The sequence below is a fragment of the Streptomyces sp. CNT372 genome (assembly GCF_000377145.1).
Window position 1 is genome coordinate 285,490 of record NZ_KB897777.1, and the last position, 15,448, is coordinate 300,937.

The 15,448-nt window shown below is 74.7% G+C and carries 11 protein-coding genes; 8 read left to right on the forward strand and 3 right to left on the reverse strand.

Annotation, left to right across the window (positions count from 1 at the left end; translation table 11 throughout):
- Positions 1-68: 68 nt before the first annotated feature.
- Entirely contained in the window at positions 69-476 is a 408-nt protein-coding gene (locus C593_RS0103870; protein WP_026277323.1) for a hypothetical protein, read from the reverse strand.
- Between the two features lie 244 nt (positions 477-720).
- On the opposite strand from C593_RS0103870, the gene C593_RS0103875 reads away from it, so the two are divergent.
- From C593_RS0103875 to C593_RS0103890, 4 genes are all read left to right on the forward strand, one after another.
- Positions 721-1,731, forward strand: a complete 1,011-nt coding sequence (locus C593_RS0103875) for an endonuclease/exonuclease/phosphatase family protein (RefSeq protein WP_018846001.1) — start codon at positions 721-723, stop codon at positions 1,729-1,731.
- 84 nt (positions 1,732-1,815) lie between these two features.
- On the forward strand, positions 1,816-2,820 hold the full coding sequence (locus C593_RS0103880) for an NADP-dependent oxidoreductase (RefSeq protein WP_018846002.1): 1,005 nt from the start codon (positions 1,816-1,818) through the stop codon (positions 2,818-2,820).
- Positions 2,821-2,937: 117 nt separating this feature from the next.
- The gene (locus C593_RS0103885; protein ID WP_018846003.1) at positions 2,938-3,183 is read left to right on the forward strand and encodes a DUF2630 family protein; all 246 of its coding nucleotides are present in this window, start codon (positions 2,938-2,940) and stop codon (positions 3,181-3,183) included.
- Between the two features lie 171 nt (positions 3,184-3,354).
- Entirely contained in the window at positions 3,355-5,445 is a 2,091-nt protein-coding gene (locus C593_RS0103890) for an FUSC family protein (RefSeq protein WP_018846004.1), read from the forward strand.
- A gap of 236 nt (positions 5,446-5,681) precedes the next feature.
- Here C593_RS0103890 and C593_RS0103895 read toward each other — a convergent pair whose 3' ends face one another.
- The gene (locus C593_RS0103895; protein WP_026277326.1) at positions 5,682-6,077 is read right to left on the reverse strand and encodes an RNA-binding S4 domain-containing protein; all 396 of its coding nucleotides are present in this window, start codon (positions 6,075-6,077) and stop codon (positions 5,682-5,684) included.
- A 205-nt stretch (positions 6,078-6,282) separates the two neighbouring features.
- On the opposite strand from C593_RS0103895, the gene C593_RS0103900 reads away from it, so the two are divergent.
- Together C593_RS0103900 and C593_RS0103905 are read left to right on the forward strand one after the other, a co-directional pair.
- Positions 6,283-7,785 (forward strand): APC family permease, encoded by a 1,503-nt coding sequence (locus C593_RS0103900; RefSeq protein ID WP_018846006.1) that lies wholly within the window; start codon positions 6,283-6,285, stop codon positions 7,783-7,785.
- A 107-nt stretch (positions 7,786-7,892) separates the two neighbouring features.
- A complete protein-coding gene (locus C593_RS0103905) occupies positions 7,893-8,918 on the forward strand; it encodes a hypothetical protein (protein WP_486591076.1) in 1,026 nt (341 codons plus the stop codon).
- A gap of 264 nt (positions 8,919-9,182) precedes the next feature.
- Here C593_RS0103905 and C593_RS0103910 read toward each other — a convergent pair whose 3' ends face one another.
- Positions 9,183-11,264, reverse strand: coding sequence for a PhoX family protein (locus C593_RS0103910; protein WP_018846008.1), 2,082 nt, complete (start codon positions 11,262-11,264; stop codon positions 9,183-9,185).
- 360 nt (positions 11,265-11,624) lie between these two features.
- On the opposite strand from C593_RS0103910, the gene C593_RS0103915 reads away from it, so the two are divergent.
- Positions 11,625-13,478 (forward strand): VWA domain-containing protein, encoded by a 1,854-nt coding sequence (locus C593_RS0103915; RefSeq protein WP_026277327.1) that lies wholly within the window; start codon positions 11,625-11,627, stop codon positions 13,476-13,478.
- Positions 13,479-13,690: 212 nt separating this feature from the next.
- The gene (metG, locus tag C593_RS0103920; protein WP_018846010.1) at positions 13,691-15,298 is read left to right on the forward strand and encodes a methionine--tRNA ligase; all 1,608 of its coding nucleotides are present in this window, start codon (positions 13,691-13,693) and stop codon (positions 15,296-15,298) included.
- The last annotated feature ends 150 nt before the right edge of the window (positions 15,299-15,448 follow it).

The following is a 15,448-nucleotide window of genomic DNA, read 5'->3' on the forward strand; positions in this document are numbered from 1 at the left end:
ATCCCCTGGACGCACGCGAGTCCCGGCCGCGCGAGGTGCTGGACCGGGACTCGCGCACAGTAGGTATGTCACTCCCGTACGTAGAAGGCGTAGAAGGTGGCCGCCCCGACGCCGGCCCCGCAGGCCAGGCCGATGGCGGCGGCGCGCAGCACGCTGCCCCCGGCCAGGCTCGTCATGAAGCCGATCGTCGCTCCGCCCAGGGCGCCCCAGGCCGCGGCGCGGGCCTCCCTGGGCAGGGCCTTGCCATAGCGGCCGAGCACGAAGGCCAGTGCCCCGAGCACGATCGCCAGGATGATGCCGACGAGCCACTGTCCGCCGGTGGCGACGCCTCCGTCCTGGAAGCGCAGGACGGAGGCCGCCCACACGCCCGCCGTCACCGCCAGCAGGGCCGGCAGCACGAAGCCCATCGGGCTGCGGTGCTCCCGATCGGACCTGCGGTGTTGCCGCCCACCGGGCGTCACAGTCTGTGTGGCCATGGCGCAGAGCTCCTTCCCGCTCACCCCCGCGCGTCCTCCTCTCAGGGCACACCCGCTCGCGCCGCCGGGCAAGTCCGGGCGGAGGCGGGCGAGGCTGGCTCCTGGACGGAGGCCGCGTGCGCCCCGCGGCCCCGCCCGGCCCGGGAGGTGCCGTGCGCCGTACCCGGCGACGCGGTGCCGCCGCCAGGAACGATCTCGCGGGGACCGGCGTCCTTGTCGGCGGGAGGCACAGGAAGTGATCGATGTGACGGACGGCTCGCCCGGTGGCACGGCGTACGGCAGCGCGCCCGCGCCCGGCCGGAAGGGCCGTGGCACCGCCTGGACGGTGGGCCTGCTGCTGACTGCGCCGACGGCGGCGGCCGTCTGCCGGGCCGCGGATACCGACGGCCCCACCCCGGTCGTCCAGCTGCTCGCCTTCCTGCCGTGGCTGCTCGTCCCCGCGGGCCTCGCCCTGGTGCCGGCCCTGCTCGCCCGCCGCCGTCTCCTCACCATCTGGGCGGTGGTGGTGCTTGCGGTCGTCGGCTGGTTCGTCAGACCGCACGACACCGGGCTGGACGACCCGCCACCGGGGCGGGCGGTCGCCCGCGTCGAGGTCCTCACGGCGAACGTCGAATACGGCGCGGCGACCGGCGCCCTGGTCGACACCCTGCGAGAGGAGCGACCCGACCTCGTCTTCGTACAGGAGTGCGACCCCGCCTGCTCCCGGACCCTCACCGCCGGTCTTCCCCGCGACCTGTACCCGTACCGGCATGTCGTGGACGAGGGCGGCGCCGCGGGGTCGGCGATCCTCAGCACCCACCCCCTGACCCCCACCGCCGGGGTGCCCGCCACCCTCGCCATGCCCGGCGCGGTGGCGGACATCGCGGGCCACCGCGTGAACCTCCAGCTCGCACACCCCATGCCGCCCGTGCCGGGGGCCCTCGCCGAGTGGCGTCGCGAGCTCGGCGAGCTGCGCACCTGGGCCGCCGGGCACCGGGACGGACCGACGGTGCTCGCGGGGGACTTCAACGCCACCGGCGACCACGCCGCGTTCCGCCGGGTCGTGGCCGCGGGCGGACTGCGGGACAGCGCGGTCCTTGCGGGCGCAGGGCGCACCCCGAGCTGGCCCGCCGCGGCACCCCGGCCGTTCGGGGCGCAGATCGACCATGTGCTGGTGGGGAGGGACTTCTCGGTGCGCTCGGCGCGCTTCCTGGACCTCCCCGGCACCGACCATCGTGCCGTGCTCGTCGGCCTCGACCTGCACGACGTGCGCTGACCGGCCCACAGGGTCAGAGTGAGGAGGCGAGAAGCCGGGGCACCCTTCAGGGGGCCCGGGCACCCTTTCAGGGAGGCATGGCGGATGCGCGCTGTCACGGTGGGCGGATTCGGGGCCGAGCCCGAGGTGGTGCAGGTGCCCAAGCCGGAGCCCGGTGAGGGCGAGATCGTGGTCAAGGTCGAGTACGCGGCGCTCAACCCGGTCGACTGGCAGACCGCGGACGGCGTCGGCCGCCAGGCCGGCAGCGGTCCGGAGCGGGACGCCCTGGCGGGCCGGGGCACGGTGGCCGACGGTGACGCGGCCGCGTTCCCGCTGGTCCTCGGCGCGGACTTCGCCGGGAAGGTGGACGTGGTCGGACCGGGGGACAACCGCTTCCGGGTCGGCGACCCCGTCTTCGGCCGGGCACGGCCCCGGCATGCGGCGGCCGGGGCGGGCGCCTACGCCGAGTACCTCGCCGTCCACCAGGACGGACCCGTCGCCCTGGTGCCCGCCGGGCTCGACCTGCGCACGGCCGCGATGCTGCCCACCGCGGGTATGACCGCCGCCCAGCTCCTCGCCGGCACGGGCCTCGTCGGCGGCCAGACCCTGCTGGTGACGGGCGCCGCCGGCGGGGTGGGCAGCTGCCTGACCCAGCTCGGGGCGGCCCGCGGTCTCCGGGTGGTGGCCGTGGTCCGGGGCGACGAACGCCGGCGGATGGGCGAGCTGGGCGCCGCGGTCACGGTGGACGCCACCGCCGGGGATCTCGGCGAGTCGGTCCGGGCCGCCTGCCCGGACGGGGTCGACGCCGTCGCCGACCTGGTCTCGGACACCCCCGGCGCCTTCGCCCGGAACGCGGCGCTCGTACGGCCCGGCGGACTGGCCGTGGCCACCTGCGCCGGGGCCGAACCGGCCGCGCTGACGGGCGAGGTGGAGGGTGTGGCGTTCACCCTGCACGCCTCCTCGACCCTGCTCGAGGCGCTGGCCGCGGCTGCCGCCGAGGGCTCGCTGCGGACGCCGCTCGACGCCGAACTCCCCCTGGAGAAGGCCCCGGACGCCCTCGCGCAGAACCGCGCCGGCGGCGCACGCGGCAAGACCGTCTTCACACTCTGACCCACCGGCCGGGACCGGCGGGAGAACCACCCGGGACCGGTCGGAGAACCGCCGGGACCGGCGGGAGAAACAGCACCGCACATCGAGCCGCACCTCGGCTACGGAAAGGCCGCCGTCATGGACGACGAGCAGATCATCGACAGCATCGGCGAACTGGTCGAGGAGGAACGCGCCCTGCGCGACCACGCCCTGAGCCAGGGCGGCCTGGACGCCGGCCGGCAGGCGCGGCTGAAGGAGCTGGAGATCCGCCTCGACCAGTGCTGGGACCTGCTCCGCAGGCGCCGCGCCAAGTCCGAGTACGGCGAGGACCCGGACACGGCCCAGCTCCAGCCGGCCGACGAGGTCGAGAACTACCAGGGCTGACCTCCGCCCACCGCCCACCGCCCGCACCCGCGTCCGGTCCGGCCCCGGCGGAACGAGCGAGGCGGGCGGATCGAGCGAGGCGCGCGGGACAAGCCGGGCAAACAGAGCGGACGGGGCAGGCAGGGCTGGCGGATTTGCGCCGGCGGGCCGCGCGGGGGTGTGGTGGCAACCATGAGGGAGCGCGAGGAGGACACGTCCGGCCACGGCTCCGGGGGCGACGGGCCCGAGGCCGCCGCCGCTGACGACGGCCCCGAGGCCGGCGCCACCGCCGACGGTCCCGTGCGCCGCCGCACGTCAGGCGCCAGACCAGTGGTGCGGCGTCCCGGGAGTCCGCCCGGCTGGCTGCTGCGCGGGCTGCGCCCGCAGGACGCGCCCATCCCCTGGGCCTCCGTCGTCCGCGCCGGGATCGCGCTCGCCACGCCGATCGCCGTCGGCACCGCCGCCGGCCGGCCCGAGTACGGCGCGCTCGCCTCGATGGGCGCGCTATCCGGCGTCCTCGGCGACACCGCCGACGCCTACCGGATGCGCCTGCTGAACATCGCAGTCCCGCAGTTCTTCGGCGCGGTCGGGGTGACCATCGGGACCCTGGTCTACGGGCACGGCTGGACCGCCGTCGCCGTGATCACCTTCGTCGCCCTGATCTCCGGGATGATCTCGACCATCGGCGCGGTGGCCTCGGTGTCAGGGCTGCTCCTCCTGCTGAACTCCGTGGTCGGCGCCGGCCTGCCGATGCCGCAACCGTGGTGGACGGCCCCACTGCTGCTCTCCGCTGGCGGCCTCTTCGTCCTGCTGCTCACCCTGCTGGGCTGGCCTCTGCGCCGTCGCGCCCCGGAGCAGTCCGCGGTCGCCGGGGCGTACCGCGCCGTCGCCGCGCTGTTCGAGATCGCGGGCACGGACGACACCGCCCTCTACGACGCCCGGCGCCATGAGGTGACCCGGGCGCTCGATGCCTCCTATGACGCCGTCCTGGGCCGCCGGGCCCGCGACCACGGGCGGCGCGGTCCGATGGTGCGGCTGCTCGCGCAGCTCAACGCGGTGATCCCGCTCGTCGAGTCGGCCGCCGCGGCGCACCGGTACGGCCGGGCCTCACGCCGTCCGGAGATCGCGGCGGCCGTCCGGGAGCTGGCTCACTCCATCGACTCGGGCCGCCGCTCCGCACCGCCGCTCGATCTGCCGCCGCCCGAGGGCCCGGCGGACCGGGCGGTCGACAGCGCGCTGCGCTACGCCTCCGACGTAGTGCACCATCCGGACCTGGAGTCCGCGCCCACCGACGACGACCGGCTCGGACGCCCCGCGGCCCTGCGGATCCGCGTCCGGCGCGCGGCGCGGGACGTCCTGCTCTCCGAGGAGTCGTGGCGCTACGGGCTGCGGCTGGCCCTGTGCATCGGCGTCGCCCAGTCCTTCGTGTCGCTGGTGCCGGTGGCCCGGTCGTACTGGGTCGCCCTGACCGTCACCTTCGTGATGAAGCCGGACTTCGGCTCGGTGTTCTCGCGCGCGCTGTTGCGCGCGCTCGGGACGGCCGCCGGGCTGCTGGTCGCGGCGGCCGTGCTGGCGGCGGTGCCGCGCGGCTGGGCGGACGTGCCGGTGATGGTCCTGCTCGCCGCACTGATCCCGGCGTTCGCGGCGAAGGGCTTCGTCTTCCAGACGATGGCGGTCACGCCGGTGATCCTGCTGCTGTCTGACCTGCTCAACCACGAGGGCTTCCATCTGGTGCTGCCGCGCCTCGTGGACAGCCTGATCGGCTGCACGATCGCGATCGTGGCCGGGTATCTGCTGTGGCCGGAGAGCTGGCACACCCGGATCGGGGACCGGCTGGCGGACGCGGTGGACGAGACGGCGGCGTATGTGGCGGGGGCGTTCGGCGGTTTCGCTCAGGCGGAGCGGGTCCGGCGGCGGAGGAAGCTGTACCGGGACCTGTCGTCCGTCCGCTCGGAGTTCCAGCGCGCGCTGACCGAGCCGCCGCCGACCGGCAGACGGGCGGCCGCCTGGTGGCCGCTGGTCGTCGCGGTGGAGCGGATCGTCGACGCGACGACGGCGGCCCGGGTGCGCGTCGACCACGGCGCGGAGCCGCCCGGGGACGACGAGGTCACCGCCGTGGAGCGGCAGTTGCGGGGACTGGCGGAGGGGGTGCGGACCAACGAGGAGCTGGTCGAGGTACGGGCCGACCTGCCCGGTGAGGCGGACGGGGTGCTGGAACCCCTGCGCCAGGAGGTCCGGGCGGCCCGCGCGATCACGTCCCCGGCCAGGGACGACAACGCTTGACGGACCGGGAACGGCGCGGCCCACCGGGTGGGGGCGAGGCTCGGACGGGGACGGACGAGGCCCATCGCGCCCGGACGGGGACGGCCGGGTGCGGGTATCGCCGGGACGGGCCGGGTGCGGGCGGCGCTCCGACGGTGACGCACGGAGACGTAGGGGAACGGACAAGGTCCGGCTGTGCCCGGACGGGACGGCCGGGTGCGGGTGGCGCCCGGACGGGGGCGGGCCGGGTCGGGGGCTCAGTCCTTCGGACGGTTGCCGAAGAGCCGCTCCAGCTCCCGCCGGTCCCGCTTGGTCGGCCGCCCCGCCCCCCGGTCGCGGACCACGGCCGGGGCGGTGAACTCCCGGGGCGGGGGCGGCGGGCTGTGGTCCTCGTACGCCAGGGCCGCGACCGGCGGGCCGACCCGCTTGCGGAGGATCTGCCTGACGACGACCACGCGTTCGCGGCCCGAGTGGAACACCCGGACCTGGTCCCCGACCCGTACCGGCTGCGAGGGCTTGACCCGCTCGCCGCCGAGGCGGACGTGCCCCGCGCGGCAGGCCGCGGAGGCCTGGGAGCGCGTCTTGGTCAGCCGCGCTGACCAGACCCACACGTCGATCCGCACGGTTGGGGAGTCCGCTGCCTCTGCTGCCATGCCTCCGACTCTACGACCTCGCCGCCGGACCGCCCCGGAAACCGCCACCCCGATCACCACCCCCGCCCCCTCACCTCAGCGCACACATCCGACTACGATGCGCACGATCTCCCGTCGACGGAGGGGTCCCCTCCGCACACGGGCGTCCGTCCGTTTCCGACCCGCCCCGCAACTCCCGCGCGGCACCAGGGCATTCGGAGATTTCATGCGCAGCAGCTCCGCCCGAGGGCTTCGGCCGGGTGTCCTCGGGACGTTCGACATCGTCGTCGTGGCCGTCGCGGGCAGCGCCCCGGCGTACTCGATCGCGGCGACCACCGCCGTGCTCGTCGCCACCGTGGGGCTCGCCGGCCCGGCCGCCCTCCTCTACTGCGCGATCCCGATGCTGGGCATCGTTCTCGCCTACGGACGCCTGGGGCGGCTCGACGTCAACGCGGGCGCGGGCTACTCATGGGTGGGCCGCACCCTCCACCCGTTCCTCGGGTTCCTGTCCGGCTGGGCGCTGGTCGTGTCCACCACGATCTTCATGGTGGCCGGTTCGCTGCCCGCCGGGCAGATGACCCTGGCGCTCTTCGACCCGGCGCTCGCCGGGGACCGGCTGCTCGCCACCCTCGCGGGCGCCGGGTGGTTCCTGGCGATGCTGCTGGTGGTGCTCGGCGGCATCCGGCTGACCGTACGGGCCCAACTCCTGCTGTCCGGTGTGGAGCTGGTGATCCTGGTCGTCTTCGTGGCCGCCGCGCTGGTGCACGGCGGGGCCGGGGTCGCGTTCGACTGGTCGTGGCTGGGCTTCGCGCACTTCGACGGGCCGGCCGGCTTCGCCTCGGGCGCGCTGATCGCCGCGTTCTACTACTGGGGCTGGGACGTGACCAGCAACCTCAGCGAGGAGACCCGGGACAGCCGGCGCACGGCCGGGCTCGCCGCGCTCATCGGCGTCGGCGTCGTCTTCCTCCTCTTCGAGGCGTTCACCATCGCGGTCAACACCGTGCTCTCCGCCGAGCAGATCCACGCGGCCGGCTCCCAGGTGCTCACCGTCCTCGGGGAGGCGGTCTGGCCGGGCATCGGCGGGAAGCTGCTGATCGTGGCCGTGCTGCTGTCCACGGTCGCGACCCTGGAGACGACGCTCCTCCAGGTGACGCGTTCGCTCTTCGCCATGGGCCGGGACCGGACGATGCCGCCGGCGCTGGGTCTGGTGCACCGGCGGCGGCACACACCCTGGGTCGCGATCTGCGCGGTCGGTGGCGTGGCGCTGGTGATGTTCCTGGCCTCCACCGTGCTCGGCTCCGTCGGCGATGTCCTCGCGGCAGCGGTGGCGGCCATAGGGCTCCAGATCGCGTTCTACTACGGGCTGGCGGGCATCGCCGCCGTGGTCGCGTACCGCAGGACGCTGCTGCGGTCGGTGCGGGACGCGGTCCTCGGCGGGCTGTGGCCCCTGTTCGGGGCGCTGTTCATGCTGTGGATCTTCGTCGAGGCGCTGGCGGCGCTGAGCCGGGCGTCGATCGTGATCGGGCTGGGCGGGCTGGCGGCCGGGCTGGTGCCGATGCTGGTGTACCGGCGCCGCGGCAGCTCCTACTACCGGCCCGCACGGCTGGACGCCTCGGTGCCCCCGCCGGGTGGCGGCCGGGTCGAGGGGCCGGGCTCCGGGCACCCGGACCACCCGGACCATCCGGAGCATCCCGGGTACCGCGACCGCGCCCTCGCCACGGACTTCTGACCCGGCGGTCCCCAGGGCCACCGCGTCGTTCCGGCTCCGGTACCGCCACCGGTACCGGGGGTTCCGACCCCCACGCACCCGCAGAAGGGAGGTACGCAGTGCCCCGGATACCCCGTGTCCGCAGGACGCCGCGTGCGCCCCGCCCGTCCCGTGTGCCGCGCGCCCAGCGCCGCCGCTTCGTCCCCGACTTCGACCCCTCGCACGGCGACCGGGCCCTCTCCGAGACCCTGGACGACATCGTCATCGGACGCTGGCAGGGCGTGCGCGACCTGCTGCGCGACGGCGGTGACGACTGGGCCCGGCGCACCCACCGCATCCGGGTCCTCGCCCACGCCGCGGCCGGCCGGTCGGCGACGCGGATGTGGCAGGACGCCGAACCGGCCAGCGCCGACGCCGCCGTGCTCCGCGCCGCCACGGAGGTCGTCGGCGTCTTCCACCGGGCGATCGCCGCGGGTCACGCGCCGCCCCGGCGGGGCACCGGGGTCGGCCGCGACCACCTCGACGCCGCCGTCCGCGTCTGCCTGGACGCCGCGTCCCGGCACCCGGCCGACCCCATGCCGTGGGTGTCGCTGCTGACCGTGGCCCGGCTCTACGAGGACGGGGTGCCGCGCCGCGAACTGCGCCGCTGGTGGGACGAGATGCGGCGGCGCGACCCGTACAACGTCGAGGGCCATGTGCAGTTGATGCGCTACCACTCGGCCCGCTGGCACGGCTCGCACGGCCGGATGTACGACTTCGCGCGGGACGCGGCGGGGGCGGCGCCGCCCGGCTCCCCGCTGCCGGTGCTGGTGCAGGTGGCGCGCGCGGAGGAGTACCGGTACGTGCGCGACACCGCGCAGGGCCGCGTGGTCCGCGGCTTCGACCAGCACTGGAAGCACGAACTGGCCGTCACGGAGATCCGCCGCACCTGGGAGCGGTGGATCCTGCTGCGGGCTGACGGGCCGGTCCCGCCGCAGGAGGTCCCCGAGCTGAACTACCTGTCCCACGCGGCCTGCCACGCGGGGCTGCACCTGGAGGCGGGCGGGCTCTTCGTGCTCCTCGGGGACCGGGCCGCGCATCTGCCGTGGGCGTGGACGGGCGACCCGGCGGCGCAGTTCACGGCCTGGCGGGCGCGACTGGGTGTCACGGGCTGAGCCCCGGGGGCCCGGCCGGCTTCAGGACCCGGGCGACTTCAGGACCGGACGCCCCCCGGAACCGGACCGAACCCGACCGAACCCGAAGGCCGGGCGCCCCCCGGGACCGGCCGGACCGGGACGGACGACCGGGCGACTCCCGGTACCGAACCGAACCGAACCCGACCGGGCCCCGACGACCGGGCGACTCCCCGGAACCGAACCGGACCGGGTCGGACCGGACCGGACCGTAACGGGCGGCCCGGTCCGGGGAGTCGGGCCGCCTCAGACGCCGATGTCGCGGCCGTCCTTGCGGTAGACGGCGACGACCGACGGGCGCACGATCCGGCCCGGCCCGTCCGGCCAGGCGCTCGCGGGCTTCTCGACGGACGCGCCGTCGACCTCGCCCGGGTGCTGCACGGCCACCAGGACCCGGCGGTCCTGGATCACCGGCCCGCAGGTCTCGGCCCCGGTCGGCACGGTCAGGAACTGCTTGAGCTCACCGCGCCGTTCACCGTGGGTCGCGACGCCGAAGAGTCCGTCGTGCGAGCCGAGGGCGTTGCCGTCGGTGGAGATCCACAGGTTGCCGTGCGGGTCGAAGGCGACGTTGTCCGGGCAGGAGATGGGGCTCACCCGGTCCTTCGGGAACCCGGCGAAGTAGGTGCCCGGGTCCTTCGGGTCGCCCGCGACAAGGAACAGCCGCCAGGCGAAACCGTCGGAGGCCGGGTCGTCCCAGTTCTCGGCCAGCTCCAGGATGTGACCGTGCTTGTTGGCGTTGCGCGGGTTGGCCTCGTCCGCGCCGGCCTTGCCCGCCTTGCCGCGGTCCGAGTTGTTGGTGAGCGCGACGTACACCCGGCCGGAGCGGGGGCTCGGCTCGACGTCCTCGGGGCGGTCCATCTTGGTGGCGCCGACCTTGTCGCCCGCGAGCCGGGTGAAGACGTACACCTCGTCGGCGGTCATCCCGGGGACGTGCGAGACCTCGCCGGTGGCGAGCGGGATCCACACGCCGGAACCGTCGAACTCGCCGTCGTTCGGGAGCTTTCCAGTGCCGTCGATCTCGGCGGCCGGGCTGTCGCCGGTCAGCTTGGCGACGTAGAGGGTGCCGTGGTCGAGGAGGGTGAGGTTGTGCGCGCGGGCGGCACGGCCCCTGCCCTTCTTCATCCGCTTCGAGGAGACGAACTTGTAGAGGTAGTCGAAGCGCTCGTCGTCGCCCATGTAGACGACCGGGCGGCCGTCCGCGGTCAGCCGGGGCTGGGCCGCCTCGTGCTTGAAGCGGCCGAGCGCGGTCCGCTTGGCCGGGACGGAGTCGGGGTCGTACGGGTCCAGTTCGACGACCCAGCCCTGGCGGTGCGCCTCGTTCGGCTCCTGTGCCACGTCGAACCGCTTGTCGAACCGCTCCCACTTGCGCTCGGTGGCGCCGGAGCCGATGCCGTAGCGCTTGTCGGTGGCGCTGGAGCCGTTGGCGAAGTACTGGTTGAAGTTCTCCTCGCCGTGCAGGGTCGTCCCCCAGGGTGTGGTGCCGCCGGCGCAGTTGTTGAGAGTGCCGAGCACCCGGCTGCCGGTGCGGTCGGCGGAGGTGCGCAGCAGGGGGCTGCCGGCGGCGGGGCCGGTCAGCTCGAAGCGGCTGGTGGTGGTGAGCCGGCGGTTCAGCGGGTGCCGGGGGACGGGGGTCAGCTTCCCGGTCCGGCTCTCCTCCTGGACGACGACCACGGAGAGGCCGTGTGCGGCCCAGGCGATCTCCACCTGCTTGCGGGTCGGGTTCTCGGGGTCGTAGCCCTTGAACATCAGGAACTCGTCCGTGTACTCGTGGTTGGCCACGAGCAGCTGACGGCCGGGCTCGCCGGGGAGCGGCAGCAGGCTGAGGAAGTCGTTGTTGTAACCGAACTGGCCCGCCTGCGCCTTGGGGGTCTGGCGGTCCGGGTCGAAGGCGGGGGCGCCGCGCAGGATCGGCTCGCCCCAGCGGATCACCACGTTCTGGGCGTAGCCCTGGGGGACGGTGACCTTGTCGTCCTTGTTGGGGGCGACGGGGGCGAAGCGGAGGCCGCGGGCGCCGTCCGCCCTGCCCTTGCCGCCGTTCCCGCCACCGCCGTTGCCGCCCGCGGCGGGGGCGGAACCGAGGGCGGCGGCCGGGGGTGCGCCGGGCACGAGGGCGGCGCCGCCGGCCGCGGCGGCGACCGTCACGACGGCCGCGGTGCGCAGCATCGAGCGGCGGGACAGAGCGCTCGCTATGACGTCGCCGACGTACTCGTTGTCGCTGGTGTTGGGGACCTCTTGGAAGCAGGCGTCGCCGCAGCGGTAGCGGCAGGTGAGCGCGGAACGTCCGCCCGCGTGCGACGGGGTGTTCAACAGCGGCAGCAGTTTGCGCACGTTGTCCTCCTTCGGCGCACCTGCGCCGACATGGTGTCGGAATGATTCCGGCCGAGACGTTAGGGGTGCGCACGGGCCCGGCGGCGGACACGAAGTGAACGGCGCATGAATGCGGCGGGGCCGGGGCGGAGTGGGGGTGTGGGCGCGGTGCCGGTGTGATGCGTGCGGGGTGTCCGTGCCGTGCCGTGCGCGCGGGTGGCTTCGGGTGCCGTGCCATGCGCGCGGACGGCTCCGGGTGCCCTCCCGGGAGCCGCCGCGGACGGCCGCTAACCTTACGTGTCAGCCCTGGCCCACGGGTCGGGCGCCATGTCTGCAGGAGCGGACAGTCACCGCACCCAACTCATGCGAAAGGCCCCGCACATGGGTATTCGGAGCTTGCTGCGCAAGGTGTTCGGCCGCGAGAACGCCGGCCACGAGGAGTCGGCGGCGACCTCCGTTCCGGCCCAGGCCGAGCGTACGGAACCGGCCACGCAGTCGCCCGCGGCGGGCGGGGCGACGTCCTCGGGCGCGGAGGCGGAGGCCGCCAAGCCGGCGGTCCCGTCGCAGACCCCGTCGGAGCACGCGGCGGACCTGGTCTCCGCCGCGTTCGACAACCCGGCCCCGCGCCTGGCGGTCCCGGCCCAGCCGACCCCGCCGACGGTGGCCCCGGCCTCGGCCTCGGCCCGGCCGGAGGCGGACGCGCCCGTGACGAAGCCCGAGCCCGAGGCGGACGCGCTCGATCCGCGGGGTGACGCGCCCCGGGCCGACGCCCCCGCCGCGGAAGAAAGCGCGGCCCAGACCGAAGCCCGTGCCCCACAGCCCGAGCATGCCACCCCCGCCCAGACCGACACCCCCGAGGCACGGCCCGCGCCCAAGGCCGACCCGGCCCCCGAGGCGAGCGCCCCCGAAGCGAGCCCCGCCCAGGCGAGCGCCCCCGAAGCCGTGGCGACGCCCGAAGCGAACCCGGCCGCTGAGGCGGACGCACCCCGAGCCAAGGCGGAGCCCGAGACCGACGCAGACGCCGCGCAGCCCGAGCCCGCGGCCCCCGGGGCGGACGCCCTTGACCGGCGGGGTGACGCGCCCCCGGCCGAAGCCCCCGCCGCGGAAGGAAGCGCGGCCCAGCCCGAGGCCCCTGCCCCACAGCCCGAGCAGGCCACCCCCGCCCAGACCGACGCCCCCGAGGCGCAGCCCGCGCCCAAGGCCGAACCGGCCCCCGAGGCGCAGCCCGCGCCCAAGGCCGAACCGGCCCCCGAAGCGAGCCCCGCCCCCGCCCAGGAGGACGCCCCCGAGGCAGAGCCCGAGGCCGACGCCCCCGAAGCCGTGGCGACGCCCGAAGCGAACCCGGCCGCCGAGGCGGACGCACCCCGAGCCAAGGCGGAGCCCGAGACCGACGCGGACGCCGCGCAGCCCGAGCCCGAGGCGAGCGCACCCGAAGCCTCGGCGACCCCCGAGGCCGACACCCCCGAAGCCACGGCGCAGCCCGCCCCCGAACCGGGCCCGGCCCCCGAACCGGGCCCCGCCCCCGAGGCCGGCGCGACCGCCGCCCCCGCGGGCAAGCCCGCGATCTCGCTCGCGCGGGTCAAGTCGCGCGCGCCTCTCGTCGTGGACGCGTACCGGACCGCGGGGGCCGCGCTCAAGAAGGCGCAGCTCGCCGGGGCCCGTGCGCGGGTCTACCTCGTGCTGGACCGGTCCGGGTCGATGCGGCCGTACTTCAAGGACGGCAGCGCCCAGGGCCTCGGCGAGCAGGCGCTCGCCCTCGCCGCCCACCTCGACGAACGGGCCACCGTCGACGTCGTCTTCTTCTCCACCGAGGTCGACGGCACCGGACAGCTCACCCTCGACGCCCACGACGGCCGGATCGACGAGCTGCACGCGGGCCTCGGCCGGATGGGCCGGACCAACTACCACCTCGCCGTCGAGGAGGTCCTCGCGCTGCACGCCAAGGCCGCCGACCCGGACGCCCCCGCCCTGGTGATCTTCCAGACGGACGGCGCCCCCGAGTCGAGGACCGCCGCCACCGCCGCGCTCGCCGCCGCCGCGGACCGGCCTGTCTTCTGGCAGTTCGTGGCCTGGGGCGAGCACGACGCGAAGGCCTTCGACTACCTGCGCCGGCTCACCGCCGCCAACACCGGCTACTTCCCCGCCGGTCCCACACCCCGCGAGCTGACGGACGCGGAGCTGTACGCCGGTCTGCTGGAGGGCTTCGGCCCCTGGCTCGCGGCCCGCACCGCCTGACCGGCCGCGCACCCGGCAGATCCGCGCCCCCGTTCCCGGAGCCCCCGGGGACGGGGGCGCGGTCGTCGCCCGCGGAGCCGAGCCCACAGGCGAGCACACAGCCAGGAGGCGCACAGCCGAGCGCGGAGCCAGGCGCACAGCCGAGCATGCAGCCGCGCACACAGCGAAGCGCGCGGTGAAGCGGGCTCCGCGGGGCCGATAGGATTTCGACCATGGCGGCCACTGGATCCGAGAAGCAGGGGGCGGCGGCGTACTACGTCTCGACCCCCATCTACTACGTCAACGACGCTCCTCACCTGGGCCACGCCTACACGACCGTCGCAGGCGACGTGCTCACCCGCTGGCACCGCCAGCGCGGCGAGAAGGTGTGGTACCTCACCGGCACGGACGAGCACGGTCAGAAGATCATGCGCACGGCCGAGGCGAACGGCGTCACACCGCAGGAGTGGTGCGACAAGCTGGTCACCGAGGCCTGGAAGCCCCTCTGGGAGCACCTGAACATCGCGAACGACGACTTCATCCGCACCACGGAGAAGCGGCACACCGACCGTGTGCAGGAGTTCGTGCAGGACCTGTACGACAAGGGCGAGATCTACAAGGGCGGCTACGAGGGCCCGTACTGCGTCGGCTGCGAGGAGTACAAGCTCCCCGGCGAGCTGATCGAGGCCGAGGACGGCACCAAGCTCTGCCCGATCCACAAGAAGCCGGTGGAGATCCTCAAGGAGGAGAACTACTTCTTCAAGCTCTCCGAGTACGGCCCGAAGCTCCTCGACCTCTACGCCGCCAACCCGGACTTCATCCAGCCCGAGTCCGCGCGCAACGAGGTCGTGAACTTCGTCAAGCAGGGCCTCCAGGACCTGTCGATCTCGCGCTCGACCTTCGACTGGGGCGTCCCGGTCCCTTGGGACGAGAAGCACGTCATCTATGTGTGGGTGGACGCGCTCCTCAACTACGCGACCGCCGTCGGCTACAACGAGAACCCGGCGAAGTTCGAGGAGACCTTCCCGGCGAACGTGCACCTGGTCGGCAAGGACATCCTCCGCTTCCACGCGGTCATCTGGCCCGCGATGCTGATGGCGCAGGGCCTGCCGGTGCCCGGCCGTGTCGCGGCCAACGGCTGGCTGATGGTCGGCGGCGAGAAGATGTCGAAGTCCAACCTGACCGGCATCAAGCCGCAGGACCTGACCTCGCACTTCGGCGTGGACGCCTACCGCTGGTACTTCCTGCGCGCCATCGCCTTCGGCAGTGACGGCTCGTTCTCCTGGGAGGACTTCACCGCCCGCTACACCTCCGAACTGGCCAACGACTACGGCAACCTCGCCTCCCGCGTCGCGGCCATGGTCGGCAAGTACTTCGGCGGCGCGCTGCCGGCCGCGGCGGCCGACGGCGACGCGGAGAAGGCGGTCCAGGAGGGCCTGGCGAAGGCGGTGGCCGAGGCCGACCGGAAGATCGGCGAGGAGCTGGACTTCCAGGGCGGCATCCTGGCGGTCTTCGACTTCGTGAAGCAGGTCAACGGCTACATCACGGAGCAGGAGCCGTGGAAGGTCGCCAAGGACGAGTCGGCCGAGGGCCGCGCCCGTCTCGCGACGATCCTCTACACGGCCGCCGAGTCCCTGCGCGCGGTCGCGGTGCTGCTGAACGCGATCATGCCGGAGACCTCCGCGAAGCTGTGGGAGTCCCTCGGCGCCGAGGAGTCCCTGGGCGCCTTGGCCGACCAGCGCGTCCAGGACGCCGGTACCTGGGGTCTCCTCCCGGCCGGTGCCACGGTGACCAAGGGCGCGGTGCTCTTCCCGCGCCTGGAGGAGCCGAAGAAGGACTGAAGGGCTTGAGGGCTGAAGGGCTGAAGGGCTGACCGCGCAGCTTGCGCGAGAACGAGGGGCCCGGGACGCGACCGCGCAGACGGTCCGTCCCGGGCCCTCCGCGCCCACCGGGCCCGGCCATCGGCGTCCACGGGGAGGGGTTCCCGGCGT